This window comes from Cribrihabitans neustonicus (assembly GCF_048820895.1).
Taxonomy (GTDB): domain Bacteria; phylum Pseudomonadota; class Alphaproteobacteria; order Rhodobacterales; family Rhodobacteraceae; genus Cribrihabitans_A; species Cribrihabitans_A neustonicus.
The window spans coordinates 1-24,342 of sequence record NZ_JBMERQ010000007.1 but is presented as its reverse complement, the minus strand read 5'-3'; the positions used below and the strand labels follow the sequence as shown (position 1 = coordinate 24,342).

At 67.5% G+C, this 24,342-nt stretch carries 23 protein-coding genes and 1 pseudogene; 18 read left to right on the top strand and 6 right to left on the bottom strand.

Going from position 1 to position 24,342, the window contains the following annotated elements; translation table 11 throughout:
* Nucleotides 1-162 precede the first annotated feature (162 nt).
* Genes ccoG through ccoS form a run of 4 tightly spaced genes read left to right on the top strand, consistent with a single transcriptional unit; the run spans nucleotide 163 to nucleotide 4,581 of the window.
* Nucleotides 163-1,722, top strand: a complete 1,560-nt coding sequence (gene ccoG / locus ACOHWE_RS14600; protein ID WP_420667418.1) for a cytochrome c oxidase accessory protein CcoG — start codon at nucleotides 163-165, stop codon at nucleotides 1,720-1,722.
* Between the two features lie 2 nt (nucleotides 1,723-1,724).
* Nucleotides 1,725-2,204 carry a FixH family protein gene (locus ACOHWE_RS14595; RefSeq protein ID WP_420667417.1) on the top strand — a complete coding sequence of 160 codons (480 nt, stop codon included), beginning with the start codon at nucleotides 1,725-1,727 and terminating at the stop codon, nucleotides 2,202-2,204.
* A gap of 3 nt (nucleotides 2,205-2,207) precedes the next feature.
* On the top strand, nucleotides 2,208-4,394 hold the full coding sequence (locus ACOHWE_RS14590) for a heavy metal translocating P-type ATPase (protein WP_420667415.1): 2,187 nt from the start codon (nucleotides 2,208-2,210) through the stop codon (nucleotides 4,392-4,394).
* A 28-nt stretch (nucleotides 4,395-4,422) separates the two neighbouring features.
* Nucleotides 4,423-4,581, top strand: a complete 159-nt coding sequence (ccoS, locus tag ACOHWE_RS14585; RefSeq protein ID WP_420667413.1) for a cbb3-type cytochrome oxidase assembly protein CcoS — start codon at nucleotides 4,423-4,425, stop codon at nucleotides 4,579-4,581.
* Nucleotides 4,582-5,279: 698 nt separating this feature from the next.
* On the opposite strand, the gene ACOHWE_RS14580 is transcribed toward ccoS, so the two are convergent.
* Together ACOHWE_RS14580 and ACOHWE_RS14575 are read right to left on the bottom strand one after the other, a co-directional pair.
* Entirely contained in the window at nucleotides 5,280-6,974 is a 1,695-nt protein-coding gene (locus tag ACOHWE_RS14580) for a serine hydrolase (protein WP_475682159.1), read from the bottom strand.
* Between the two features lie 298 nt (nucleotides 6,975-7,272).
* On the bottom strand, nucleotides 7,273-7,986 hold the full coding sequence (locus ACOHWE_RS14575) for an HAD family hydrolase (protein WP_420667411.1): 714 nt from the start codon (nucleotides 7,984-7,986) through the stop codon (nucleotides 7,273-7,275).
* 88 nt (nucleotides 7,987-8,074) lie between these two features.
* Here ACOHWE_RS14575 and clpS point away from each other — a divergent pair, with 88 nt between their 5' ends.
* The 5 genes from clpS to ACOHWE_RS14550 all read left to right on the top strand — a co-directional run bounded on the left by clpS (nucleotide 8,075) and on the right by ACOHWE_RS14550 (nucleotide 12,237).
* Nucleotides 8,075-8,416, top strand: coding sequence for an ATP-dependent Clp protease adapter ClpS (gene clpS / locus ACOHWE_RS14570; RefSeq protein ID WP_420667410.1), 342 nt, complete (start codon nucleotides 8,075-8,077; stop codon nucleotides 8,414-8,416).
* A 13-nt stretch (nucleotides 8,417-8,429) separates the two neighbouring features.
* Nucleotides 8,430-9,419 (top strand): class I SAM-dependent methyltransferase, encoded by a 990-nt coding sequence (locus ACOHWE_RS14565; RefSeq protein ID WP_420667409.1) that lies wholly within the window; start codon nucleotides 8,430-8,432, stop codon nucleotides 9,417-9,419.
* 81 nt (nucleotides 9,420-9,500) lie between these two features.
* Entirely contained in the window at nucleotides 9,501-10,304 is an 804-nt protein-coding gene (locus tag ACOHWE_RS14560) for an SDR family NAD(P)-dependent oxidoreductase (protein ID WP_420667408.1), read from the top strand.
* A gap of 16 nt (nucleotides 10,305-10,320) precedes the next feature.
* Nucleotides 10,321-11,214 (top strand): oxygen-dependent coproporphyrinogen oxidase, encoded by an 894-nt coding sequence (hemF, locus tag ACOHWE_RS14555; RefSeq protein ID WP_420667406.1) that lies wholly within the window; start codon nucleotides 10,321-10,323, stop codon nucleotides 11,212-11,214.
* 192 nt (nucleotides 11,215-11,406) lie between these two features.
* Nucleotides 11,407-12,237, top strand: a complete 831-nt coding sequence (locus tag ACOHWE_RS14550; protein ID WP_420667405.1) for a glycoside hydrolase family 25 protein — start codon at nucleotides 11,407-11,409, stop codon at nucleotides 12,235-12,237.
* 142 nt (nucleotides 12,238-12,379) lie between these two features.
* On the opposite strand, the gene hemC is transcribed toward ACOHWE_RS14550, so the two are convergent.
* Nucleotides 12,380-13,339 (bottom strand): hydroxymethylbilane synthase, encoded by a 960-nt coding sequence (hemC, locus tag ACOHWE_RS14545; RefSeq protein WP_420667403.1) that lies wholly within the window; start codon nucleotides 13,337-13,339, stop codon nucleotides 12,380-12,382.
* A 168-nt stretch (nucleotides 13,340-13,507) separates the two neighbouring features.
* Here hemC and hemE point away from each other — a divergent pair, with 168 nt between their 5' ends.
* The 3 genes from hemE (at nucleotide 13,508) to ACOHWE_RS14530 (ending at nucleotide 15,327) form a co-directional block, all read left to right on the top strand.
* Nucleotides 13,508-14,542: a uroporphyrinogen decarboxylase gene (gene hemE / locus ACOHWE_RS14540; protein ID WP_420667401.1), complete on the top strand. Its 1,035-nt coding sequence runs from the start codon at nucleotides 13,508-13,510 to the stop codon at nucleotides 14,540-14,542.
* A 19-nt stretch (nucleotides 14,543-14,561) separates the two neighbouring features.
* Nucleotides 14,562-15,068 carry a GNAT family N-acetyltransferase gene (locus ACOHWE_RS14535; protein ID WP_420667399.1) on the top strand — a complete coding sequence of 169 codons (507 nt, stop codon included), beginning with the start codon at nucleotides 14,562-14,564 and terminating at the stop codon, nucleotides 15,066-15,068.
* Between the two features lie 115 nt (nucleotides 15,069-15,183).
* Nucleotides 15,184-15,327, top strand: a complete 144-nt coding sequence (locus ACOHWE_RS14530; RefSeq protein WP_420667397.1) for a hypothetical protein — start codon at nucleotides 15,184-15,186, stop codon at nucleotides 15,325-15,327.
* Between the two features lie 58 nt (nucleotides 15,328-15,385).
* Here the strand turns inward: ACOHWE_RS14530 and ACOHWE_RS14525 are convergent, their stop codons facing one another.
* Entirely contained in the window at nucleotides 15,386-16,477 is a 1,092-nt protein-coding gene (locus ACOHWE_RS14525; RefSeq protein WP_420667396.1) for a CaiB/BaiF CoA transferase family protein, read from the bottom strand.
* Nucleotides 16,478-16,539: 62 nt separating this feature from the next.
* Nucleotides 16,540-17,400 (bottom strand): helix-turn-helix domain-containing protein, encoded by an 861-nt coding sequence (locus ACOHWE_RS14520; RefSeq protein WP_420667394.1) that lies wholly within the window; start codon nucleotides 17,398-17,400, stop codon nucleotides 16,540-16,542.
* A 94-nt stretch (nucleotides 17,401-17,494) separates the two neighbouring features.
* On the opposite strand from ACOHWE_RS14520, the gene pobA reads away from it, so the two are divergent.
* Both pobA and ACOHWE_RS14510 read left to right on the top strand, forming a co-directional pair.
* Nucleotides 17,495-18,676, top strand: a complete 1,182-nt coding sequence (gene pobA, locus ACOHWE_RS14515) for a 4-hydroxybenzoate 3-monooxygenase (RefSeq protein WP_420667392.1) — start codon at nucleotides 17,495-17,497, stop codon at nucleotides 18,674-18,676.
* A gap of 91 nt (nucleotides 18,677-18,767) precedes the next feature.
* A pseudogene (locus ACOHWE_RS14510) lies at nucleotides 18,768-19,631 on the top strand (crotonase/enoyl-CoA hydratase family protein); the annotation flags it as partial.
* Nucleotides 19,632-19,782: 151 nt separating this feature from the next.
* On the opposite strand, the gene ACOHWE_RS14505 reads toward ACOHWE_RS14510, so the two are convergent.
* The gene (locus ACOHWE_RS14505; protein WP_420667390.1) at nucleotides 19,783-20,448 is read right to left on the bottom strand and encodes an NAD(P)-dependent oxidoreductase; all 666 of its coding nucleotides are present in this window, start codon (nucleotides 20,446-20,448) and stop codon (nucleotides 19,783-19,785) included.
* 153 nt (nucleotides 20,449-20,601) lie between these two features.
* Here ACOHWE_RS14505 and ACOHWE_RS14500 point away from each other — a divergent pair, with 153 nt between their 5' ends.
* From ACOHWE_RS14500 to ACOHWE_RS14485, 4 genes are all read left to right on the top strand, one after another.
* On the top strand, nucleotides 20,602-21,144 hold the full coding sequence (locus ACOHWE_RS14500) for an SRPBCC family protein (RefSeq protein ID WP_420667389.1): 543 nt from the start codon (nucleotides 20,602-20,604) through the stop codon (nucleotides 21,142-21,144).
* A gap of 132 nt (nucleotides 21,145-21,276) precedes the next feature.
* Entirely contained in the window at nucleotides 21,277-22,236 is a 960-nt protein-coding gene (locus tag ACOHWE_RS14495; protein ID WP_420667388.1) for an ABC transporter ATP-binding protein, read from the top strand.
* On the top strand, nucleotides 22,233-22,994 hold the full coding sequence (locus ACOHWE_RS14490; protein WP_420667387.1) for an ABC transporter permease: 762 nt from the start codon (nucleotides 22,233-22,235) through the stop codon (nucleotides 22,992-22,994). Before ACOHWE_RS14495 ends, ACOHWE_RS14490 begins: the two co-directional genes overlap by 4 nt.
* A 231-nt stretch (nucleotides 22,995-23,225) precedes the next feature.
* Nucleotides 23,226-24,342 (top strand): MFS transporter (locus tag ACOHWE_RS14485; protein WP_420667386.1); only part of this gene is annotated, 1,117 nt, incomplete at its 3' end.

Here is a 24,342-nt window from a genome sequence, read left to right as displayed (position 1 = left end):
AGCCGCGCCGGACAGTGTGCGCCGGCGGATCCTTGCGGGTTACCGCCCTCGGGGCCGCGGCCAAAGATGTCTGCCCGATGCGCTTTTTGATCCACGTCAATGTCCGCCCCGGCGGCTTCTGGAACAAGGGCGCGAGACAGCCCTAGAACGGAGACCGCATCCGTGAGCGATTCCAGCCCCGCCCCCAGCCTCTATGCCGCGAGGGAGCCGATCTTCCCGCGCCGCGTCTCGGGCCCGTTCCGCAATCTCAAATGGTACATCATGGCGGTAACTCTGGGGATCTACTACCTCACCCCCTGGATCCGCTGGGACCGCGGCCCCTCGCTGCCGGATCAGGCGGTGCTCTTGGATCTGGCCGGCCGCCGTTTCTACTTCTTCTGGATCGAGATCTGGCCGCATGAGTTCTACTTCGTCGCAGGCCTTCTCATCATGGCAGGGCTCGGGCTGTTCCTCTTCACCTCGGCGCTGGGCCGGGTCTGGTGCGGCTATGCCTGCCCGCAGACGGTCTGGACCGATCTCTTTATCCTGGTCGAGCGCTGGATCGAGGGCGACCGCAACGCCCGCCTGCGCCTGCACCGGCAGAAGAAGCTCGATTTCCGCAAGGCGCGGCTGCGGGTGGCGAAATGGGCTGCCTGGCTCCTGATCGCAATGGCAACGGGCGGCGCCTGGGTGTTCTACTTCGCCGACGCGCCCACGCTGGCGCGCGACCTCTTCACCCTGAACGCCCATCCGGTGGCCTATACCACGGTGGCGGTGCTGACCTTCACCACCTTCCTGTTCGGAGGCTTCGCGCGGGAGCAGATCTGCATCTACGCCTGCCCGTGGCCGCGCATCCAGGCCGCGATGATGGACGAGGACACGCTGACCGTCGGCTACCGCGAATGGCGGGGCGAGCCGCGCGGCAAGGGCAACGTCCGCCGCCGCAGCCGGGCCGAGGCCGAAGCGGCCGCGAAGGCGGCCCAAGCGGCCGGACCGGGGCAAGCTGCCTACGCGGGCACGCCGTATCCCGGCCACGCCCCGGCGCAGGGCCCCACCGCCACAGCGCAGGCAGGGGCCGCCGGCCCCGGCGACTGCATCGACTGCATGGCCTGCGTCAATGTCTGCCCCATGGGCATCGATATCCGCGACGGCCAGCAGATGGAGTGCATCACCTGCGCGCTCTGCATCGACGCCTGCGACGACGTGATGGCAAAGATCGGCAAGCCGCGCGGGCTGATCGACTACATGGCGCTTTCGGACGAGCCGCTGGAACGCGCGGGCCAGCCGCCGCGCAGCGTCTGGAAGCACATCTTCCGCCCGCGCACGGTCATGTATACAGCGCTCTGGGGGCTAGTCGGTTTAGGGCTGCTGTTTGCCCTCTTCATCCGCGCCGACATCGAGCTAACCGTCGCGCCGGTGCGCAACCCGACCTTCGTCACTCTCTCTGATGGCGCCATCCGCAACACCTATGACGTCCGCCTGCGCAACAAGCACGGCGAGCGGCGCCTGTTCCGGCTTTCGCTCAAGGGCGATCCTGCGCTGCGGCTGGCGCTGGAAGGCGCGCCGGACACCACTGTCGCAGTGCCCGCCGACACCGCCCTGCTGCAACGGGTCTATATCATGGCGCCGCCCGGCTCCGGCCCGGCCCGGACCGCGGCCTCGCCAGTGCGCATCTGGGCCGAGGATCTGGGCAACGGCGAGCGCGCCTACAAGGACACCAGCTTTAACGGGAAGGAAAACTGACAATGGCCGCAGCAGAGAAGGCCAAACGCCCCCGGGAATTCACCGGCCGCCACGCGCTGATGGTTTTCGCCGGCGCCTTCACCGTCATCATCAGCGTCAACATTGCCCTTGCGGTGAACGCGGTTGCGACCTTCCCGGGACTCGAGGTGAAGAATTCCTACGTCGCCAGCCAGCAGTTCGACACCCGCCGCTCCGCCCAGGAAGCGCTGGGGTGGTCGGTCTACGCCTCCGCCCAAGGCGACCGGGTGCGGCTGGAGATCACCGATGCCGAAGGCCAACCGGTCGAGGTCGCCAGACTTAGCGCCACTCTGGGCCGCGCGACCCACGTGCAGGACGACCAAGAGCCCGCCTTCACCTTCGACGGCACCGCTTACGAGGCGCCCGCCGACCTTGGCCCCGGCAACTGGAACATCCGCATGGTGGCCCGCGCCAAGGATGGCACCGAGTACACTCAGCGGGTGATCCTGCATGTGAAGGGCTGAGCCATGCGCGTTGCCGAGCTTCGTCCTCCTGCTGCGGGCTGCCCGGGCTGCATTGCCCTGCCGCAGACCGCCCCCGAGCCGGCGCCAACCGAGGCGCGCCTCGCACTGTCGCTGCCGGGGGTGCATTGCCAGGCCTGCATATCAACCGTGGAACGCGGGCTAGCCGCGCTGCCCGGCGTGATTTCGGCGCGGGTGAACCTGACGCTCAAGCGCGTGCTGGTGGAGGCCAATCCGCAGGTGCAGGCCGCCGACCTGATCCCGGTGCTGGCGGCGCTGGGCTACGAAGCGCATGAGCTGGACCTCTCGGCGCTTGCGGCGACCGCAAACGACCGCGCAGGCCGGGATCTCCTGATGCGGCTGGCGGTGGCCTTCTTTGCCACCATGAACGTGATGCTCTTGTCGGTCTCGGTCTGGTCCGGGGCCTCGGATGCCACCCGCGACATGTTCCACTGGATCTCCGCTGCGATCACCTTCCCGGCCATCGTCTTCTCCGGCAAGCCCTTCTTCGTGAACGCTTGGAGCGCGCTCAGGGCGCGGCGGCTCAACATGGATGTGCCGATCGTGCTGGCGCTCCTCCTGTCGCTGGTGACCTCGCTCTGGGAGGTCGCGCTGTCCGGCGCGCACGCCTATTTCGACGCCGCGCTGATGCTCACCTTCTTCCTGCTCGCGGGCCGCTACCTGGACCACCGCACCCGCTCCGCCGCGCGTTCCGCCGCGGGCGAACTGGCCGCGCTCGAGGTGCCCCGCGCCATCCGGCTGGAGGCCGAGGGCGCGCGCGAGGTGCCAGTGGCCGGACTCTCCGTGGGCGACCTGATCCTGGTGCGCCCGGGCGGGCGGATGCCGGTTGACGGCGAAATCGTGCAGGGTAGCAGCGAGCTCGACCGCTCCCTGCTCACCGGGGAGACGGTGCCGGTGGCTGCAGGCCCCGGTATGACAGTCTCGGCAGGCGAGGTGAACCTCACCGGCCCGCTGACCATCCGCGCCACCGCGGTGGGGCAGGAGACCTCGCTGCATCGCATGGCCGATCTGGTCGCCATCGCCGAGTCGGGCCGCGCGCGCTACACCTCGCTTGCCGACAGCGCCGCCCGCCTCTATGCGCCCGGGGTGCATATCCTCTCGGCGCTGTCCTTCGCGGGCTGGTATCTCTTCACCTTCGACATCCGCACCTCGCTCAACATCGCCGCCGCGGTGCTGATCATCACCTGCCCCTGCGCGCTGGGCCTGGCCGTGCCCGCGGTGACCACCGCCGCCTCCGGCCGGCTGTTCCGCAAGGGGATGCTGATCAAACACGCGACCGCCTTGGAACGCCTGGCCGAGGTCGACACCGTGGTCTTCGACAAGACCGGCACGCTCACCGCCGGCACGCCCGAGGCCATCGGTCTGGAGGCGCACGCGGCGGAGGACCTGGAGATCGCGCTGGCGCTCGCCGAAGCCTCCGCGCATCCGCTGTCGGTCTCGCTCGCCCGCGCCGCGCGCGCGTTGGGCATCACCCCCGCCGCGGTCACGAACATCGTGGAAGTGCCGGGCTACGGCACCGAAGGCCGCCTGAACGGCACCCGCGTGCGGCTGGGACGCGGGGAATGGGCGGCCGCTGGGGACGGGGAGACCACCAGCACTGCCGCGTGGCTCGACACCGGCGCCGGTGCGGCCAAACCCTTCCATTTCGCCGACGCCCTGCGCCCAGGCGCGGCGGAGGCGGTCGCGGGGCTGCGCGCGTCGGGCAAGGCGGTGATCCTCATGTCCGGCGACAGCACCGCCGCGGTGGCCGATCTGGCCGCGCGGCTGGGCATCGCGGAGTGGGTTGCAGGCGCGCTGCCGCAGGAGAAAGCCGAACGGGTGCAGCAGCTTGCCGCGGAGGGCCGCAAGGTGCTGATGGCGGGCGACGGTCTCAACGATACTGCAGCGCTGGCGGCGGCGCATGTCTCGGTCTCGCCCGCCTCGGCGTTGGATGCAGCGCGCGTCGCCTCCGACATCGTGCTCCTCGGCCAGGATCTGGCGCCGCTGGCCGAGGCCTGCGATCTCGCGGCCCAAGCCAACCGCCGGATCCGCGAGAACTTCCGCATTGCAACGATCTACAACGTGATCGCGGTGCCGCTGGCGGTCGCGGGCCTCGCGACGCCGCTGATCGCGGCGGCGGCGATGTCGGCCTCCTCTCTCACAGTCTCCCTCAACGCGCTGCGGCTCAGATGAGCCCGCGCCTGCCAACCGAGGTTCCCAGATGAACGTGCTTGCCTACCTGATCCCGATCTCCCTGATCCTCGGCACCGCCGGGCTGGCGGCATTCGTCTACACCGTGCGCAGCAACCAGTACGACGACCCCGAGGGCGACGCCCGCCGCATCCTGAGCGACGAATGGGACGACCAGCCCAAGCCGTGACGAGGGCCGGACGCGCCGCAATACCGCAAGCGCGGGACAGGGGAGGGAGCACTCCCGCGCCCGCAGCTGCCCCGGCCTTGCCGGGACCGCTTGGCGGCCTTGGGCGTGGCGCCGCGCACGCGCGGCGCCACGCCCAACGGGAGGAGGCCTTTTGCCAAAAAGGCAGACGACGGGCGGGAGCGGCCCGGTTGCGGGCGTAGGTCGTGATGGAGGGGCAGGACGCCCGGCGGAGGCATGAGCCACAGGAGGGACCTATCCGGCCACATCGTGTGGCAGGCGCCGAGTATCCCGGGCGCTCTCACGCTGTGCCCTGACACCGGGTTCTGCCTCCCGCCAGCGCGGAACCAGGCCGAAGGCCGCCGCGCATCGCCGGCGCGCCCCAACGCGGCGGCGATTTGGCTTGGGCTGGGCGGTGCCCTCGAGAGGATCTACGGACTTGGCCGGGATAAACTGCCAGCCAGAACGGTTCGGATCGCCCCCGCGCGCGCCGGCGATTCGCGGCTTCTCTTTACGCTTCGGAGGGGGCACGCGCTGGGAGCGTGCAGGCTCGGATGCCTCGGCGGCAACTCTCGCCAGCGCGGCGTCAGGCCGGTCTCTTGAAGGTGTTCACGGACTTGGCGGCGATGAACTGCCAGCACCGCCCGTTCAGATCGCCCCAGCCTGAGCAAGCCTCCAGCGCCGGTCCCGAAAGCCCGCCCTCAGGACGGGCCGATCGGCTCGCAGGTCACGTTGCGGGCGTTCAGGCGGCGGCAGGCGAGCTCGGCGCTCTCCTGGGTCATGCCCAGGAAATTCGCCTCGAACCCGCGGTTTGTTCTGGCCACCTTGCGCAGCGAGCCGTCCAGCGTCTCCAGTTCTGACATGGCGGTGCGCAGGAGCACCTTCTCGGCCTGATAGCGGCTGGTGTAGAGGCCGACATTGATTCCCCAGTGCCGTCCGCCCGAGGTGGAGAGCCGCGTGACCACCACCGGCTCCGGCTCCGCGGGCTTGGCCGCCAGCGCCAGCGAGGCCGGGCGCGCCACCGGGCGCAGGCCGGTGAAGGGCGCGGCGGAGGCTGCGGCTGCCATCGCGGGAGCGGCCGCGGCGGGCGCGACCTCTGCGGCCGGCACTGCCTCGGCCAGGGCGGCGCTGATGCTGCTGCGCAGAATCTCCCCCTTGGTTTGGGCGCCATCGGCGCTCACGGTCTGCACCGCTTCCAAGGTGCCGGCATCGTCTTCCGCCGTGTCCACGGCATCCGCGGCCTCTGCCACGGCCTCTGAACCCTCTTCGGCGGGCACCTGCAGCGCCTCTTCCAGCGCCGCGACCACCACCACCGGATCTGCGCTGCTGCCGGGGCGCAGCTTCGGCCGCAGGCTGGCAACGACCTGGCCATTCACCCGGACGGTCTTGCCCGCCACGCCGTGAGTTTCGCCCACTTCGGCCACCACCACGGCGCCGCTGCCCTGGTAGGCCGGGCGCTCCGGACGGCGCAGCGCCGCACGGGTGGGGGCGCGGCGGAAGCCGAGATCAAGGAGCTCCGCCACCTTGGCATTGCGCGCCGCGGTGGACTTGCCGCCGAATACCGTGGCGATGATGCGCTCCTGGCCGCGCTTGGCCGAAGCGACCAGGTTGAAGCCTGCCGCCCGCGTGTAGCCGGTCTTGATGCCGTCGGCGCCGCTGTAGGCGGCCAGCAGCCGCCGGTTGGTGTTGGGCACATGGCGCACGCCAGCATCGGTCGAGCGGCGCGAGAACAGGTTGTAATATTCGGGATAGTCGTAAAGCAGGTGGCGGCCCAGCGTGGTCATGTCGCGCGCGGTCGACAGATGCCCGCTCGCGGTCAGCCCGTGGGCATTCTTGAAGGTGGTCCGGCTCATCCCCAGCGCCTTGGCGGTGCGGTTCATCCGGCGCGCAAAGGCGGCTTCCGAGCCCGACAGCGTTTCGCCGATGGCGGTGGCGGCGTCATTTGCCGATTTCACTGCAGCGGCGCGAATCAGGTAGCGGAAGGCAATCTTCTGCCCCGAGCGCAGCCCCAGTTTCGAGGGCGGCTCGGCGGCGGCATTACGGCTGATCGTGACCTTGTCGTCGAGCGAGATCTCGCCGTTGCGTACCGCCTCGAACGCGATGTAGAGCGTCATCATCTTGGTCAGCGAGGCCGGGTGCAAGCGCGTGTCGGCATTGCGCGAATGCAGCACCTCGTTGGTGCGCGCATCAACCACCATCGCCGCATAAGGGGCGGCGGCGGCCCGTTGCGGCTGCAGTGCCAGCGCCAGAATCAGAAGAACGAGCCCCGCTGCGGCCCACAGGGAATTACTCCGCAAAAGGGCCCGGAAGCGCGCCTGAAACGGGGTCAGGGAAGGGGTCCGGTTGCACCGGGGAACTGCCGGCCAAACATGCCCGGCCTGCGCGATTTCTGCCATGTCTGCCTCATGCCGCCGGTTGTCCGGCTGACTTCTGCCTGTTCACGGAAACCTAACACATCCGCGAGGCGAAAATAAACCGTCCGATCATGGGGATTTGTGGCGAAAAACGGCGGAAGTGCCGGCATCTTGGGGGTAGGGAGGAGCGACCCGCTACATGCGGCAAATCCTAAGGAAGTGTTAACGAAAAAAGATGGGCGGCGGGTGTCCGCGCAGGCTCTGGGAAAGCAGAATCCCGAACTCCCTGGCCGCCGTGCTCAGCCGGGCCAGCCCCGCTTCGGCCTCTCTTGCCCCGGCATCAGCCGATCTGCTCGACCAGCGCTGCCAGGCCGCCGAGATCGGCGATCTCGTGATAGCGCGGGCTCTTCTCCGGCGCTTCGGCGTGTTCCACCTCCCAGATCAGCCCGTGCGGGACATAGGTGCCCCAGCCGCCGGCCTCCACCACCGGCACCACGTCCGAGCGCATGGAGTTGCCCACCATCATCGCCCGCTCCGCCCCGTCGCCGTGCCGGGCGAAGATGCGGGTGTAGACCTCCGGCGTCTTCTCCGAGACGATCTCCACCCCGTCGAACAGATCGCCCAGCCCCGACTGTGCCAGCTTGCGCTCCTGATCAAGGAGGTCGCCCTTGGTCACCAGCACCACCCGGTGGCTGTCCGCGACCGCCTCCACCGCTTGGCGCGCGTGCGGCAGCAGTTCGATCGGATAGGAGAGCATCATCTGCCCGGCCTCGATCAGCTCCTGGATCACGCTGCCCGGCACCCGGCCCTCCGTCACTTCGATCGCGGTCTCGATCATCGACAGCGTGAACCCCTTCACCCCGTAGCCATAGCGGCCGAGGTTGCGCTTCTCGGCATCCAGCAGCCGCCGCTCCAGCTGCTCCGCGCCGGTGTCGTCGGGAGTGTGATCCATCAGCAATTCGGCAAACCGGTCCTGCGTCACGCGGAAGAACCGTTCATTGTGCCAGAGCGTATCGTCGGCATCGAAGCCGATTGTTGTCAATTTACGGGCCAATTGCGGGGTCTCAATCTCTTTTACTGCGGGGCAGACAGGCTATATAAGCGGGACAGGAATTTCCACCGAAGATTGGACCCAATTGCCCATGCCGCTGCCGCCCGTGATGATGTCGGACCATTCAGAGGATGACACCGAATTTGGTGTCATGACCAAGACCCGGCCCAAGACCAAACGTCCGCCGCGGTACAAGGTCCTGCTTCTGAACGACGATTACACGCCGATGGAATTTGTCGTCATGGTGCTTGAGCGCTTCTTCGGGATGACCCACGCGCAGGCCTTCGAGGTGATGCTGACAGTGCACAAGAAGGGCGTTGCGGTGGTCGGCGTCTTCAGCCACGAGGTGGCGGAGACCAAGGTCGGCCAAGTGATGGATTTCGCCCGCCGCCACCAGCACCCGCTACAATGCACGATGGAAAAAGAAGACTAAAAGGGGCCCCGCCATGTCTGTTCGCCTGCCACTGGCCATCGAGCTGGGCGGTTTTGCCGTGCCGGAAGACGGCACCATTGCGGTGTTCCACCCGCGCGCTGACCACGATCTGTCGGCACTGCCGAAGGAGCGGGTGCTGATCGTCCAGCCCTTCCGCCCGGACCACGACCATTTCGCGGCCCTCGGCTATGACTGCCGCGCGGCGTGGGAAGACGGCACCGGGGCCGCTGCCGCGGTCGTGTTCCTGCCGCGCGCCAAAGCGCTGGCGCGGATGCTGATCGCGCAGGCCGCGGCCGCCACGTCCGGGCCTGTGCTGATCGACGGCGCCAAGACCGAAGGCATCGATTCGGTGCTGAAGGACCTGCGCAAGCGCACCGCGCCCTCCGCGCCAGTGTCGAAGGCGCATGGCAAGGTGTTCTGGATCGAGGGCGGCACGGAGCTTTCGGACTGGCTGCCGGGCGCGCCGCTTGATGTGGAAGGTTTCACCACCGCGCCGGGCGTGTTCTCCGCCGACGGCATCGACCCGGCCTCGCGGCTGCTGGCGGAGGCGCTGCCGCAGAAGCTGGGCGCCACCGTCGCGGATCTCGGTGCGGGCTGGGGCTACCTCTCCCATGCCATTCTCCAGCGCGCCGGTGTCGAGGCGCTGCACCTGGTCGAGGCCGACGCCACCGCTTTGGACTGCGCGAAACTCAACGTCACCGACCCCCGCGCCAGCTTCCACTGGGCCGACGCCCGCAGCTGGCGCGTGCCTGGGCCCGTCAACACCGTGGTGATGAACCCGCCGTTCCACAGCGGCCGCGCGGCGGAACCCGCCCTTGGCCAGGCCTTCATCGCGGCCGCGGCGCAGATGCTGGCGCCCTCCGGCAGCCTGTGGATGGTGGCCAACCGCCACTTGCCTTACGAGGCCGCGCTGGCGGCCAGCTTTGCCCAGGTCAGCGAGACCGCGGGCGACAACCGCTTCAAGGTGCTGCACGCGGCAAAACCCAAACGCCGCCGCGGCTGAGCCCGCGGCCTACGTGCGGTTTGTCAAACCGCAGGCGCCGGTCTAACGTGCCGGCGGAACAGCTCTGAGGGAGTGGCCTTCATGTCCTTTTCGATCTCCGGCAAGACCGCCATCGTGACCGGCGCCTCCAGCGGCATCGGGCTTGCGATCGGCAAGCAGTTTGCCGCGGCGGGCGCCAACGTGATGTTTGCCGACATGCACGAAAACACCCTCGCGGACGAACTGGGCGAGCAGGCCGAGGAAAGCAACATCCGATATTTTGCGGGAGACCTGCGCGAGCGGCTGACCATTGCGAACCTCCTGTCGGCCACCATCGACGCCTTCGACGGGGTCGACATCCTGGTAAATGGTGCCCGCCAGATGGTGCCGACCGATCCGCTCGACCCCGATGACACCTCCCTCGAACAGCTTTTGAACCAGAGCCTGCTGCCCACTGTGCGCCTGTCACAGCAAGTCGCGCGGCGGATGATCAAACAGGGCGAGGACGACGACGAGAACGGACCGCGCGGCTGCATCATTAACCTCTCCTCCATCGCCGCCCGGCGCACGCACCCCGAGCTGATGGCCTATTCCGTCTCCACCGCGGCGCTGGACCAGGTTACCCGCTCACTGTCAGTCGCGCTGGCGCCGCACCGGATCCGGGTGAATTCCATCGCCTTCGGTTCGGTGATGAGCGCCTCGATGCAGTCGACGCTCAAGGACAACCGCAGCTACCGCCAGGACATCGAAACCCACACGCCGCTGGGCCGCATCGCGTCCCCGAACGAACTGACCGAGACCGCGCAATATCTGGCCTCGGACGCCTCCGGCTTCATGACCGGCCAGGTGCTGACGCTGGACGGCGGCCGCACGCTGCTCGACCCGGTCGCCGCGGCCGTGCACTGACTAAGGAATGCCCGCCATGACCGCCGAGATGCGCCCCGAGAAAGCCCGCGCCGCTGCCTGGTTCCGCCAGTTGCGCGACGAGATCGTTGCCGCCTTCGAGGCGCTGGAGCAGAGCCACACCGAAGGACCTTTCGCCGAACTGGAGCCGGGCCGTTTCGAGGTGACCGAGACCCGCCGCAGCGCGGAGGACGGTTCCGACGCGGGCGGCGGGCTGATGAGCGTGATGCGCGGCGGCCGCGTGTTCGAGAAGGTCGGCGTCAACATCTCCGAGGTCTACGGCACGCTCGGCGCCCGCGCGCAAGGAGCGATGGCCGCGCGCAAGGGCCTCCCTGGGATGGCGGAGGACCCGCGGTTCTGGGCCTCGGGCATCTCGCTGGTCGCCCACATGCGCAACCCGCATGTGCCGGCCGTGCACATGAACACCCGCATGTTCTGGACTCCGCACGCCTGGTGGTTCGGCGGCGGCTCGGACCTCAACCCCTGCATCGAATATGCCGAGGATACGGCCCACTTCCACGGCGTCCAGAAGCAGCACCTCGACCCGCACGGGGAGGAGCTTTACCCCGAGCTGAAGGCCTGGGCCGATGAATATTTCTTCATCCCGCACCGCGGCCGCGCCCGCGGCGTCGGCGGCATCTTTATGGACGACCGAAACACTGGCGGCTGGGAGGCGGATTTCGCTCTCACCCGGGACATCGGCCGCGCCTTCCTGCCGGCCTATTTGCCGCTGGTGGAGAAGCGCCGGGTGCAGCCCTTCAGCGAAGCCGACAAGGACGCCCAGCTGGTCCACCGCGGGCTTTATGCGGAATACAACCTGGTCTACGACCGCGGGACCAAGTTCGGGCTGGAAACCGGCCACGACGCCAACGCGGTGCTGATGAGCCTTCCGCCGCTGGCCAAATGGGTTTAAGCACCCCTGCCTCCAGCCCGCCCCGATCCTGAACGCGCCGCAGCCCCCGCGGCGCGTTTTGCATTCACGGGCTGATGACCCGCTCTCGCGCAGAAAAAGGGGAAGGATTTCGTCACAACCTGCGCTACACTCCTCCGCAACAAGCCCAAACGGCGAGCAGTATCTTTTCTTGGTGAGGCAGGGGGCATTCTTATGCGCAGGCTGGTTCTATCTCTACTTGCAACTCTCATCGCAGCCGGTTGTGCCCGGCCGCCGGAGACAGGGGCGCCGCCCGGCACGGTCGATCGCGCGGCGCCACCCGGGCTCGAGCGGCTCAGCACATATCCCCGCTTCGGCGACAGCGACCCGCATGACTGGCAGGGCCGCACGCCCTGGTCTTATCCGGTGCATGGCATCGACGTCTCCCGTTACCAGGGCGATGTCGACTGGCATCAGGTGCGCCGCGCCGGGGTCTCCTTTGCCTACATCAAGGCGACCGAAGGCGGCGACCATACAGACCCGCGTTTCGAGGACCACTGGCGCGGCGCCCGCCGCGCCGGGCTGCCGCGCGGCGCCTATCATTATTACTACTTCTGCCGCCCCGCGGCTGAGCAGGCGCGCTGGTTCATCAAGCACGTGCCGCGCGACCCCCGCGCGCTGCCGCCGGTTCTGGACATGGAGTGGAACCACATGTCCAAGACCTGCACCAAACGCCCCTCCGGCGCGACGGTCCGGGCGGAGGCCAAGAAGTTCCTCGACATCCTGGAACGCCACTACGGCCGCCGCCCGGTGGTCTACACGACGGTGGATTTCTACCGCGACACCGGCATCGGCCGGCTCGGCGGCACCGAGTTCTGGCTGCGCTCGGTTGCAGGCCACCCGCGCGAGGTCTACCCCGGCAAGGAATGGAGCTTCTGGCAGTATTCCGGCACCGGCCGCGTTCCCGGCGTGGCGGGCGACGTCGACCTCAACGCCTTCCGCGGCAGCCCGGCAAGCTGGCTCGCCTGGTCGCGGCCGGGGGTGATGGTGGCGGAAAGGCAGTAGAAAAAAGGGGGCTTTGCCCCCGCCGCCCCAAGGGGCGCCTCCCCCAGGATATTTTCAGGCAAGAGGAAGAACACACAATCGAGTGTCTTCCTCTTGCCTCAAATATCCCGGAGCGCGAGGCAGAGCCTCCCAGAAAACCTGTTCAGCCGTGCCAGTCGAAGAAGCCTTCGCCCGCCCGCTCCAGGAGCCTCACGGCCATTTCCCGGCCGAGCGCCGCGCCGTCTTCCACCGGGCAGCTTTGGTCATCGCTGATCGCTTCCGATCCATCCGGCCGCAGCACCTCGCCGCGCAGGCGCAGGGTGGTGCCGTCGAGTTCGGCAAGGCCCGCAATCGGCGTCTCGCAGGAGCCGTCGAGGGCGGCGAGGAAGGCGCGCTCCGCCGCCAGCCGCTGGCCGGTCACCGCATCGTGGATCGCTTCCAGGAGCGCCGCGGCGGCACTGTCGCTTTCGCGCCGCTCGATGCCGATGGCGCCCTGCGCCACGGCGGGCAGCATGTCTTCGGGCGCGATCGGGGACTTCGGCACATCCGCCATTGCCAGCCGGTTCAGCCCCGCCATGGCAAGGAAGGTGCCTTCCGCCACGCCCTCCGCCAGCTTCCGCAGCCGGGTCTGCACGTTGCCGCGGAACTCCACCACCTTCAGGTCCGGGCGGCGATGCAGCAGCTGCGCCCGCCGCCGCAGCGAGGAAGTGCCGACCACCGCGCCCGCAGCGAGGTCCGCCAGCGCGCCGCCCGCGGGGGAAATGAAGGCATCTCGCACGTCCTCGCGCGGCAGATAGGTGTCGAGCGCCAGCCCCGCGGGCTGCGCCACCGGCATGTCCTTCATCGAATGCACCGCGATGTCGATGCCGCCCGCCAGCAGCGCTTCCTCGATTTCCTTGGTGAACAGCCCCTTGCCGCCGAGCTCCTTCAGGGGCTTGTCGGCCGCGATCAGCGCCTGGTTGTCGCCGCTGGTCTTGATCACCACGATCTCGAAGGCCTCCTGCGGCAGCCCGTGGGCGGCGGCCAGTCGGTCGCGGGTCTCGTGAGCCTGGGCCAGCGCCAGCGGCGATCCGCGGGTGCCGATCTTCAGGGGCGAAGCGGGGGAGGGCAGGGCGTGTGTCATGCGCCAATCCCTAGAGCAAAATGCACAAAAGAGGAAACCGGTTTTGCGCCGCAGAGGCTCTGCGAAGGCACCGTCGCGTCATTATGCCGTTATGCCCGCGCCGCGGCCGGCCCTTGACAATCGCGCCCCCAGCCCTGACCTGAGGCAGACGCGACAAAGAGGATAGACATGGCCGGACAGAAGAAGCTGCTGCGTGCATTGGCAGGCGAGAAACAGGACGTGCCGCCGATCTGGATGATGCGCCAGGCGGGCCGCTACCTGCCGGAATACCGCGCCACAAGGGCCGAGGCCGGCGATTTCCTGTCGCTCTGCTACAACCCCGATCTGGCCGCCGAGGTCACCCTGCAGCCGATCCGCCGCTACGGCTTTGACGCCGCGATCCTGTTTGCCGACATCCTGCTGGTGCCGCAGGCGCTGGGCGCGGATCTGTGGTTCGTGACCGGCGAGGGCCCGCGGCTCTCCACCATCACCACCGAGGCGGATTTTGCCAAGCTCGGCCCGGTCGAGGACATCCACGAGACGCTGAACCCGATCTACGAGACTGTGCGCATCCTGTCGCGCGAACTGCCGTCGGAGACCACGCTCATTGGCTTTGCCGGCGCGCCCTGGACCGTGGCGACCTACATGATCGCGGGCCGCGGCACGCCGGACCAGGGCCCGGCCCACGCGCTGCGCGAGGAGAATACTGCCCTGTTCGAGGCGCTGCTCGCCCGCATCACCGAGGCCACCATCGAATACCTCTCGAAACAGATCGAGGCGGGCGCCGAGGTGGTGAAGATCTTCGACAGCTGGGCCGGTTCCCTGAAAGGCGCAGATTTCGAGAAATACGCGCTCGAACCCTGCCGCCAGATCACCCAGGCCCTGAAGGCCCGCCATCCGGGCATCCCCGTCATCGGCTTCCCGCGCGAGGCCGGGGAGAAATACGTGGGCTTTGCCAAGGCAACCGGCGTGGACTGCGTAGCGCTCGACAATTCGGTGGACCCGGAATGGGCGGCGGCGCATGTGCAGGTGGACGGCTGCGTGCAGGGCAACCTCGCCTCGCGCCACATGGTGACCGGCGGGCAGGATCTGGTGGACGACACCCGCCGCATCGTCGCGGCGTTCCGCAACGGCGCGCATATCTTCAACCTCGGCCACGGGATCACGCCCGATGCCGACCCGGACAACGTGCAGCTGATGATCGACACGGTCCGTGGCGGCTGAGGCCGCCCCTCAACTTGGCTTGCGCGCCGCAGAACCCGGCGACGCGGCGGCGCTTGCGGCGCTGTCGGTCGAGGTCTGGCTCGGCACCTACCTGCGCCGCGGCGTCAGCAGCTTCTTTGCGGAGTACGTGCTGGAGACCTACACCGCGGAGCACTTCCGCGCTCTGATGCGGGATGGCAACGAGCGGCTCATCGTCTCGCAGAATGCCGAGGGCATCGACGGCTACATCCGCCTCACCAATGGCCCGCGCCCGCCGGAAGGTCCGGGCTCGGCGGTGGAGATCGCCACCCTCTACGTGCAGCCCCGCCACCACGGGCGCGGCTTGGGCCGGGCGCTGCTGGATAGCGGCTTGCAGGTTGCGGCGGACTGGGGCGCAGCGTCGCCCTGGCTCACCACCAACGCCGAAAACCTCTCCGCCATCCGTTTCTACCAGCGCCAAGGCTTCGAGATCACCGGCCGCACCCATTTCCGCATCGGCGGCGAGGCCTACCCGAACGAGATCCTGGTCCGCCGCCCCGCGGGCTGATGGCAAGCACGCTGCGGCAGCTTGTCTTGGCCGGGGAATTGGGGCATCAGCGCAGCAACACGCGCCGCGAGAGAGGATTTGAACGGTGGATTACGGTAAGTCTGGAGCACCCAAGATGGGCAAGAACAAACCTCGTCACGCCGAACACAACGCCAAGGGCACCGAAAAGAACCCCTTTGGCAAGCAGGACGACAAGAGCGCGCTCCTGGAGCGGATGAAGGCCGCCGCCGCAAAGGCCAAGGCAGAGAAAAAAGACTGACCGCCGCTACGGGCGCAAGCCGCTTTGAAGCGGCTTGGCCGCCTGCCGCGGGCGGCGCTCATCCCCCGGACAGGCCCAGCTCCGCAAGGATTTCTGCGGTGTGCGCGCCGCGCGCGGGGGGTGCGGGCGGGGTCCAGTCCGGCTGGCCTGCAAACCGCGGGGCAGGGGCGGCCTGCAGCGCGCCCTCTGCCTCCACCCAGGTGCCGCGGATGTTCATCTCATGGGCCTGGGCTTCCTCCGGGCTCAGGGCCGGCGCGACACAGGCGTCCGAACCCTGGAACAGCGCCGCCCAGTGATCGCGCGGGCGGGTGGCAAAGATCCCGGCAAGCCGCCCGGTCAGCACCGGCCAGAGGCTCTTGTCGAACTGGCGCTGGAACTGCGCATCTTCCGCCAGCCCCATCCGTTCCAGGAACTCGGTGTAGAACTTCGGCTCCAGGCATTGCACCGTGATGTGGCCGCCGTCGGCACAAGCATAGGTCCGGCTCCAATGAGGCCCGTCGAGCAGGCTCTGGCCGCGCTCGGTGGCGAATTGGCCGCCCTGCCGGATGCTCATCAACAGGTTCATCATATGCGCCGAGCCGTCATGGATCGCCGCATCCACCACCGTGCCCTGGCCGCTGGCCCTGGCGCGCAGCAGCCCCGCCAGCATCCCCGCCACCAGATACATCGCGCCGCCGCCGATATCGCCGACCAGCGTTGCAGGCGTCTGCGGCACGTCGCCGGGGCAGGACGCATACCAGAGCGCGCCCGACAGCGCGATATAGTTGAGGTCATGCCCGGCCCGGTCGGCCAGCGGGCTGTCCTGGCCCCAGCCGGTCATCCGGCCGTAGACCAGCGCGGGGTTCACCGCGTGGCAGGGCCCGGGGCCGATCCCCAGCCGCTCCATCACGCCGGGCCGAAAGCCCTCGATCAGCCCGTCGGCGCGCGCCGCGAGCTTGAGAAATACCTCCACGTCCCGCGCTTCCTTCAAGTCCAGCTCGATCGACCGTTTGCCGCGATCCAGCAGCGAGCGCTCCGGCATCCCCGGCGTCCCCGCGCCGCCCTTGCGGTGCACGCAGATCACCTCGGCGCCCATATCGGCCAGCGTCATCGCGGCAAAGGGCGCAGGCCCCAGCCCCTCCACCTCCAGAATGCGGATCCCTTCCAGCATGCGCGGCCTCCCCTCCGTGCAACACGCGGCCCTGCGGCCGGTCAAAAGGGAGTGTTCCGGCCTCAGCCCGCTTGCGCAAGCTGCTGGCGGAATTTCCGTGGCGGCATTCCGGTGCCGCGGGCAAAGACCCGGCTGAAATGGGCGGGATCGGTGAAGCCCAGCTCATAGGCCACCTGCGCCGCGGTGAGGTTGGTGTAGATCAAGAGCCGCCGCGCCTCGCGCAGCACCCGCGCCGCGATCAGCGCGGAGGCCGGCTGCCCGGCCGCCTGATGCGCGATCCGGTTCAGGTGGGTGGGTGAGACGCCAAGTTCGCGGGCGTAATCCGCCACAGCGCGGCGGCTGCGGAAGCCGCGCTCCACCAGCGCCTCGAAACGGGCAAACAGCGGGTTGCCGCGGCCTTGCGGGCTGTCCTCCTGCGCCGCTGCTATCGCCCGCGCCGCCTGTGCGAGCATTGCCGCCGCCAGCCCGCGCAAGGCCTGCGCCCGGCCAAAGCCAGCGCTGCCGTGTTCCTGAAAGGCCATCCGCGCCAGGACCGGCATCTCCTTCGGCAGCGGCAGCACGCGCGGCAGCTCCAGCGGCCCGCGCACGCCTTCGCCCGCCGCCAGGCTCTGGTCCAGCAGCTCACACGGCAGGGTGAAAACCCAGCCCGCCGTGCCGCTGCCAAAGCGGAAGCCATGCACCACCCCATGCGGCACGTTCACCAGGCACGGCGGCGTAAGCGTATGGGCGTTTCCGTCAAGTTCCGCCACCCCGCCGCCGCCGGTCAGCACCAGGATCTGGTGCAGGCGGGCATGCCGGTGCGGCTTCAGCTCCCAATCGTGCAGCTCCGAACGCGCCCTGATCGTCTCCGCATGCAGCACATCGGCCAGTTCGGCGGTTTCGCCAAACAGGTTGTAGCTGTCGATGCTGGGCGGGGCGATCATGTGCGAAATCTACAAGAAGTTGCACGCTCGGTCCATTCGCAATGATGCAGCCCCGGTGCATAATTCCACCTGCCACAGAATGCGGAGCCACCCCATGCCCACCCATCAGACACAGGTCGTCATCATCGGCGGCGGCCCTTCCGGCCTCCTGCTGTCCCAGCTACTGCACCGCAAGGGGATCGCGACCATCGTGCTGGAGAAGCGCAGCCGCGAGTACGTGCTCGGCCGTATCCGCGCGGGCGTCCTGGAGCATGGTTTTGCCGAGCTGATGCGCGAAGCCGGCTGCGGCACCCGCATGGATGCCGAGGGCGAGGTGCACTCGGGCTTCTACATCGCCCACCAGGGCCGGATGGACCGCATCGACCTCGCCGCCCACGCGGACGGGCAGACGGTGATGGTCTACGGCCAGACCGAGGTGACCCGCGACCTCTACGCGGCCCGGGACGCGATGGGCGGACAGGTGGTGCATGGGGCCGCCGATGTGCAGCCCCACGCCCTCACCAGCGGCCGGCCTTATGTCACCTGGCAGCAGGACGGGGAGGACCACCGCGCCGACTGCGACTTCGTCGTCGGCGCCGACGGCTTCCACGGCGTGAGCCGCAAGTCGATCCCCGCGGACGTGCTCACCGAGTACGAGAAGGTCTACCCCTTCGGCTGGCTCGGCGTGCTGTCGGAAACCCCGCCCGTCGCGGACGAGCTGATCTACGCCCGCCACGAACGCGGCTTCGCGCTCTGCTCGCTGCGCAGCCGGGTGCTCAGCCGCTACTACCTCCAGGTGCCCGCCACCGACCGCGCCGAGGACTGGTCCGACGAGGCGTTCTGGGCCGAGCTGAAACGCCGCCTGCCGGAAGAAGTGGCAGGCCGCTTGCAAACCGGCCCCTCGATCGAGAAGTCCATCGCGCCCCTGCGCAGTTTCGTGGCCGAGCCGATGCGCTACGGCAACCTGTTCCTCGCGGGCGACGCCGCCCACATCGTGCCGCCCACCGGCGCCAAGGGGTTGAACTCGGCGGCCTCCGACATCCACTATCTCTACCACGGCTTCCTGGACCACTACCTCAAGGGCGACAGCACGGGCCTCGAGAGCTACTCGCAGAAGGCGCTCTCCCGGGTCTGGAAGGCGGAACGCTTCAGCTGGTGGATGACCAGCCTGCTGCACCGCTTTCCGGGCCAGAGCGAGACCGACCTCAGGCTGCAGCGCGCGGACCTGGACTATCTGTTTTCCTCGGAGGCGGCGCAGGCATCGCTGGCGGAAAACTACGTGGGCCTGCCCTACTAGGCGCCGGGCGACGCTGCGTGCCGGATACTGACGCAGCGTCACGGCGCTTCCGGCCCGAAGCCCCGCGTGGTTTCCTCAACGTCAAAAGAGGGAGGAAACCATGTCCACGGTACTATACGAAAAAGACGGGCGGATCGCGCGGATCACGCTGAACCGGCCCGAAGTGATGAACGCCATCGACGATGCGCTGCCGGGCGGCCTGGCGGCGGCGGTGGCAAGGGCCGATGCCGACCCGGAAGTGCATGTGATGGTGCTCGCGGGCGCAGGCAAGGGCTTCTGCGCGGGCTATGACCTCACCTACTACGCAGAGGGCAACGGCAGCGGCGCCGCCACCCAGGCGATGCCCTGGGATCCGATCCAGGACTACCGCTTCATGTGGGAGAACACCCAGGCCTTTATGTCGCTTTGGCGCGCGGTGAAACCGGTGATCTGCAAGGTGCACGGCTTCGCGGTCGCGGGCGGCTCCGACATTGCGCTCTGCGCCGACCTCACCATCATGGCCGAAGATGCCGAGATCGGCTACATGCCGGCCCGTGTCTGGGGCTGCCCGACCACGGCGATGTGGGTCTACCGGCTGGGGGCCGAGCGCGCGAAACGCATGCTCTTCACCGGCGACCGCATCACCGGGAAGGAGGCTGCGGAGATGGGGCTGGTGTTGAAAGCGGTGCCCGCAGGCGATCTTGACGACGCGGTGGAGGCGCTCGCGGCGCGCATGGCAACGGTCCCCGTCAACCAGCTCGCGATGCAGAAGCTGGTGATCAACCAGGCGATCGAACAGACCGGCCTGATGCAGACCCAGCGCCTCGCGACGATCTTCGACGGCATCACCCGCCACTCTCCCGAAGGCATCAACTTCAAGACCCGCGCCGAGCAGGCCGGCTGGAAACAGGCGGTGCAGGAGCGCGACACGGGCAGTTTCGACTGGACCGCTAACAAGGAGATTCCGGGTCGCTGACCGGAGGGGAGGGGCCAGCCCCTCTTGGCCTCGCAGCCAATTCACCCCGGGGTCCTTCAGGCCGGAAAGTGGCGCGCCCGAATGCAGGCAAAACGCGAGTGCCACTTTCTGACCGTAAATACCCATCTTCCAGCGCGGCTTTGCGCCAGCCTCAGCTTGCCGCCGGAGCGGTTGCCGCGGTGCCCCACCCGACGGTGAGACGCTGCCCGCGGCGCTGGGGGTTTTCTGCCAAGCTGATAAGCGCGGCGCCGAAATCGGCGAAGGAGATCTGCGAGGCGCCGGTCTCATCCGTCACCAGCGTATCGGTGCCAAAGCGGAAATCTCCGGTGGCGGGCCCGTGGAACAGCATCGCGGGCGGGCGCAGGCAGGTCCATTGCACCCCGGTCTCCGACGCGAGGAGCGCGTCCTGCGCGGCGCAGGCTTCGGCGATCGGGCGGACCTCATCCGGCAGGAAACCCGGGGCGCTCAGCACCGTGTGGCCGCTGCCATCCGCCAGCTTCAGCGTTGCCGCACCTCCGGTGATCAGGGCAGGAATGCCGGCCGCGCGGGCCGCATCGAGCGCCGCGCGCGTCAGCGGCACCAGATCCGGCTCCCGCCCGGCCGGCGGCCGCAGGGTGCTGACCACGATGTCATGGCCCAGTGCCGCCCGCGCGGCCGCCTCGGGCTCGGCCAGAAGGTCGAGCGCCAGCGGCGTGACCTGCGGCGTGGCCGCCCCGGGGCGCCGTGCAACCGCCGTGACCTGATGCCCGCGCCGGGTGGCGGCATCTAGCGCGGCGCGGCCCGCATCCCCGGTGGCTCCGAAAAGAATGATCTTCATTACGTGCTCCTTTAATGTCTTGATATCGAGATAAATCGAAAAAATCTTGACGTCAAGATAAATGCGCGTGCCCGCACCAGCCGGCTTGGCAGAACCCTGCGCTGCGGATAGGTCTGGAAGAAGAAGCGATCACAGCGCCAGGGAGGCCCCGCTATGCAGATGAGCGACCAGAAAGACATCGCCGCCGATCCCGCCACCGTCTATGCCGCGCTGCTGGACCCGGAGGTGCTGCAGGCCTGCGTGCCCGGCGCGCAATCCGTCTCCGGCACGCCGGAAGAGGGGTTCGAGGCCACCGTGACCCAGAAGGTCGGCCCGGTCAAAGCCACCTTCAAGGGGCAGGTCAGCCTCTCGGACATGGTGGAGAACGAAAAGCTCACCATCAGCGGCGAGGGCAAGGGCGGGGCCGCGGGTTTTGCCAAGGGCGGAGCGGTGGTCACGCTCACCCCGTCGGAGGCCGGCACGCTCCTGTCCTATGACGTCGAGGCCAAGGTCGGCGGCAAGCTCGCCCAGCTCGGCAGCCGCATCATCGACGGCTTCGCCAAGAAGACGGCGGACCAGTTCTTCGCCAACCTGCAGGCGCATCTGGCACCCGGGGCGGCGGAAGACCCTTCGGCGGCAGAGGAGACGGGCGCAGCTTCGGATGACGCCGCGGGGGAAAGGAAGGGCTGGTTCAGCAAGGTGACCGGCCGCGGCTGAGCACCGCCCCTGCTGCGGTTTCCCCTGCATTGGCGCACACCCCTTTCTGCGCCGCCTTTCGCGCGCCCGGGCTGGCGCAGCCGCGCCGAAGCCCCTAGTTTGGCCGGCAAAGCAATGCATACCGGAGGCAGCATGGCAGCGATCCTTTCCATCCGCGACCTGCGCAAGGTCTATGACGGCGGCTTCGAGGCGTTGAAGGGTGTTTCGCTCGACATCGAGGACGGCGAAATCCTGGCGCTGCTCGGTCCCAACGGCGCGGGCAAGACAACGCTGATCTCCACCGTCTGCGGCATCACCACCGCCACCTCGGGCAGTGTCACCGTCGGCGGCCACGACAACGTGCACGACTTCCGCGCCGCCCGCAGCCTGATCGGGCTGGTGCCGCAGGAGATCACGCTGGAGCCCTTTGCCAAGGTGCTGGACACGGTGAGCTTCTCGCGCGGGCTGTTCGGCAAACCGGCCGATCCTGCCCGGATCGAGGATATCCTGCGCAAGCTGTCGCTCTGGGAGAAGCGCGGCGCCAAGATCATGGAGCTCTCGGGCGGCATGAAGCGGCGAGTGCTGATTGCCAAGGCGCTGGCGCATGACCCGCGCATCCTGTTCCTCGACGAGCCCACCGCGGGCGTCGACGTGGAGCTGCGCAAGGACATGTGGCAGGTCGTCGAGGAGCTGAAGGCAAGCGGCGTCACCATCATCCTCACCACTCATTACATCGAGGAGGCAGAGGCCATCGCCGAGCGCATCGGCGTGATCAACGGGGGCGAGCTGCTGCTGGTGGAGCAGAAGGAGCAGCTGATGGCGCGCATGGGCCGGAAGGAGCTCGAAGTGCAGCTGAGCGAACCGATCACCAATATCCCGGAGGCCCTGGCGCCGCACAAGCTCCAGCTTGTCAATGGCGGCGATACGCTGCTCTATACCTACGACACCCGGGCCGAGCGCACCGGCATCACCAAGCTTCTGAACGATGTGGCCGGTGCCGGGCTGGTGCTGGCGGATGTGCAGACGCGGCAGTCGAGCCTCGAGGACATCTTCGTCGGCCTGGTGTCCAAAAATTCCGAACCGGAGACCGCAGCCAAGGGAGACGCCGCATGAACTGGACCGCGGTTGCCACCATCTACAAGGCCGAGATGGCGCGTTTCTGGCGCACCTTCCTGCAGAGCTTTATTTCGCCGGTGCTCTCCACCTCGCTCTACTTCGTGGTCTTCGGCAGCGCCATCGGCAGCCGCATTCAGGAGGTCGAGGGCGTGGAATACGGCGCCTTCATCGTGCCCGGGCTGGTGATGCTCTCGGTGATCACGCAGGCCATTTCGAACGCCTCCTTCGGGATCTACTTCCCCAAGTTCATCGGCAACATCTACGAGATCCTCTCGGCGCCCATCAATTTTCTGGAGGTGGTCGCGGGCTTTGCCGGGGCGGCGGCGACCAAGGCCCTGTTCATCGGGGTGGTGATCCTCTGCACCGCGTCGCTGTTTGTCGATCTGCCGGTGCAGCACCCGTTTGCGATGGTGGCCTTCCTGCTGCTCACCTGTATCAGTTTTTCGCTGATGGGCTTCATCATCGGCATTTGGGCGGGCAATTTCGAGCAGCTGCAGCTGGTCCCGCTTCTGGTGGTGACACCGCTGGTGTTCCTCGGCGGCGCGTTTTATTCCGTGACCATGCTGCCGCCGGTCTGGCAGACGATTTCTCTCTTTAACCCCGTGGTTTACCTGGTCTCGGGCTTCCGCTGGTCGTTCTTCGGCCAGGCCGACGTGCCGGTGCTTCTGAGTCTCGGCGCCATCGGCGGCTTCACCCTCGCCTGCGTTGCAGTGATCTGGTGGATCTTCAAGACCGGCTGGCGCATCCGCGCCTGAGGCGGGGCAGGGCACGCAAGAGCGCGCGGCTCCCGCCCGGCTCCGGACATCCGAAGGATGCCCCTCACCCGTTGGGCCGCGCACGCTGCGCGTGCCGGAGGGGGGGGGGCGCTTTACGGGACAAAACGGGCTTTCGCTGCTGTTATTCTGACGTCCGCTTTGATGCAGCGGGATAGATTCCGGCTCGCCAAAGGTATTGTGCGGGGTGGCAGAAACGCCGATGTTGCAAACATGGCAACTGAAACAGAGTTTTCCTTCGCAGCGCTAACCGGTTCGGCACGATGGCACATTCGGGTGTTTCAGATACACCAGTTTCTTGATCGTTTTGCGATGGGTTTGACGGTTGCCGTTGTTGCTCTGGCGTTAACCGACCGGGGCATGGACCTCTTTCAAATCTCGCTTCTCTTCGGGGTTTACTCGCTCACGACCATGGCGATGGAGCTGCCTTTCGGCGGGTTGGCAGACAGTATCGGACGCAAGCCGGTCTTTCTGACAGCAGTCGTCGCCAGTTTGATTTCGCTCGCGCTCTTTCTCTCAACCAGCGATTTCTGCGTTCTCGCACTTTCTTTTGCGTTCATCGGTTTTGGACGTGCGCTTAGGTCAGGGACGCTTGATGCGTGGTTTGTCGAAACTTTCAAGGCAGCCGCGCCAAATGTGGATATCCAGCCCGCGCTGGCCAAAGCGCAATGGGCCAATGCCGCAGGGTTGGCCATTGGCGCGGTCCTCGGAGGTCTTCTGCCCGATATTTTGGGCTCGGTCGCGGAAAGCATCGGCTTCAGCATCTACGATGTATCCTATGCAGCAAGCTTTGGTGTGATGCTGGGCGTGTTTGTTTTCACGAAGTTGGCCATTGTCGAAAAACCGCGTCCGATGAACGTCACTGCTCTCATCCACGGCTTCGCTAATGTCCCAACGGTGATAAAGGACGCGAGCCTTTTGGCTCTTAAACATCCCACTCTGTCAATACTTCTAGCAGCGCTGGCATTTTTCTTGGTGGCAACCAACCCGGTCGAAGTGATCTGGCCAACCCGCGCAAAGCCAATGCTGGACGAGGGCTACGCAAATAGCGTCATTGGCGCACTGACCGCTACCTACTTCTTTTCCATCGCTTTCGGCGCATCCCTGTCTCCGTACGTCAGCCAGATCTTCAAGCGGCAGCACGCGATGACGCTTGCGGCGACTTTTGCCTGCCTGGCAGGCGTTCAAGTCGCATTGGCATTACAGGGCAGTATCCTCGGCTTTGTGACCGTCTTTATACTGTATTCTGTGTGCCTTGGTGTCAGCGAGACACCTGCCAGCAGCATTCTGCATCGTTGCGTAGAAGACCGTCAGCGGTCGACCATGCTGT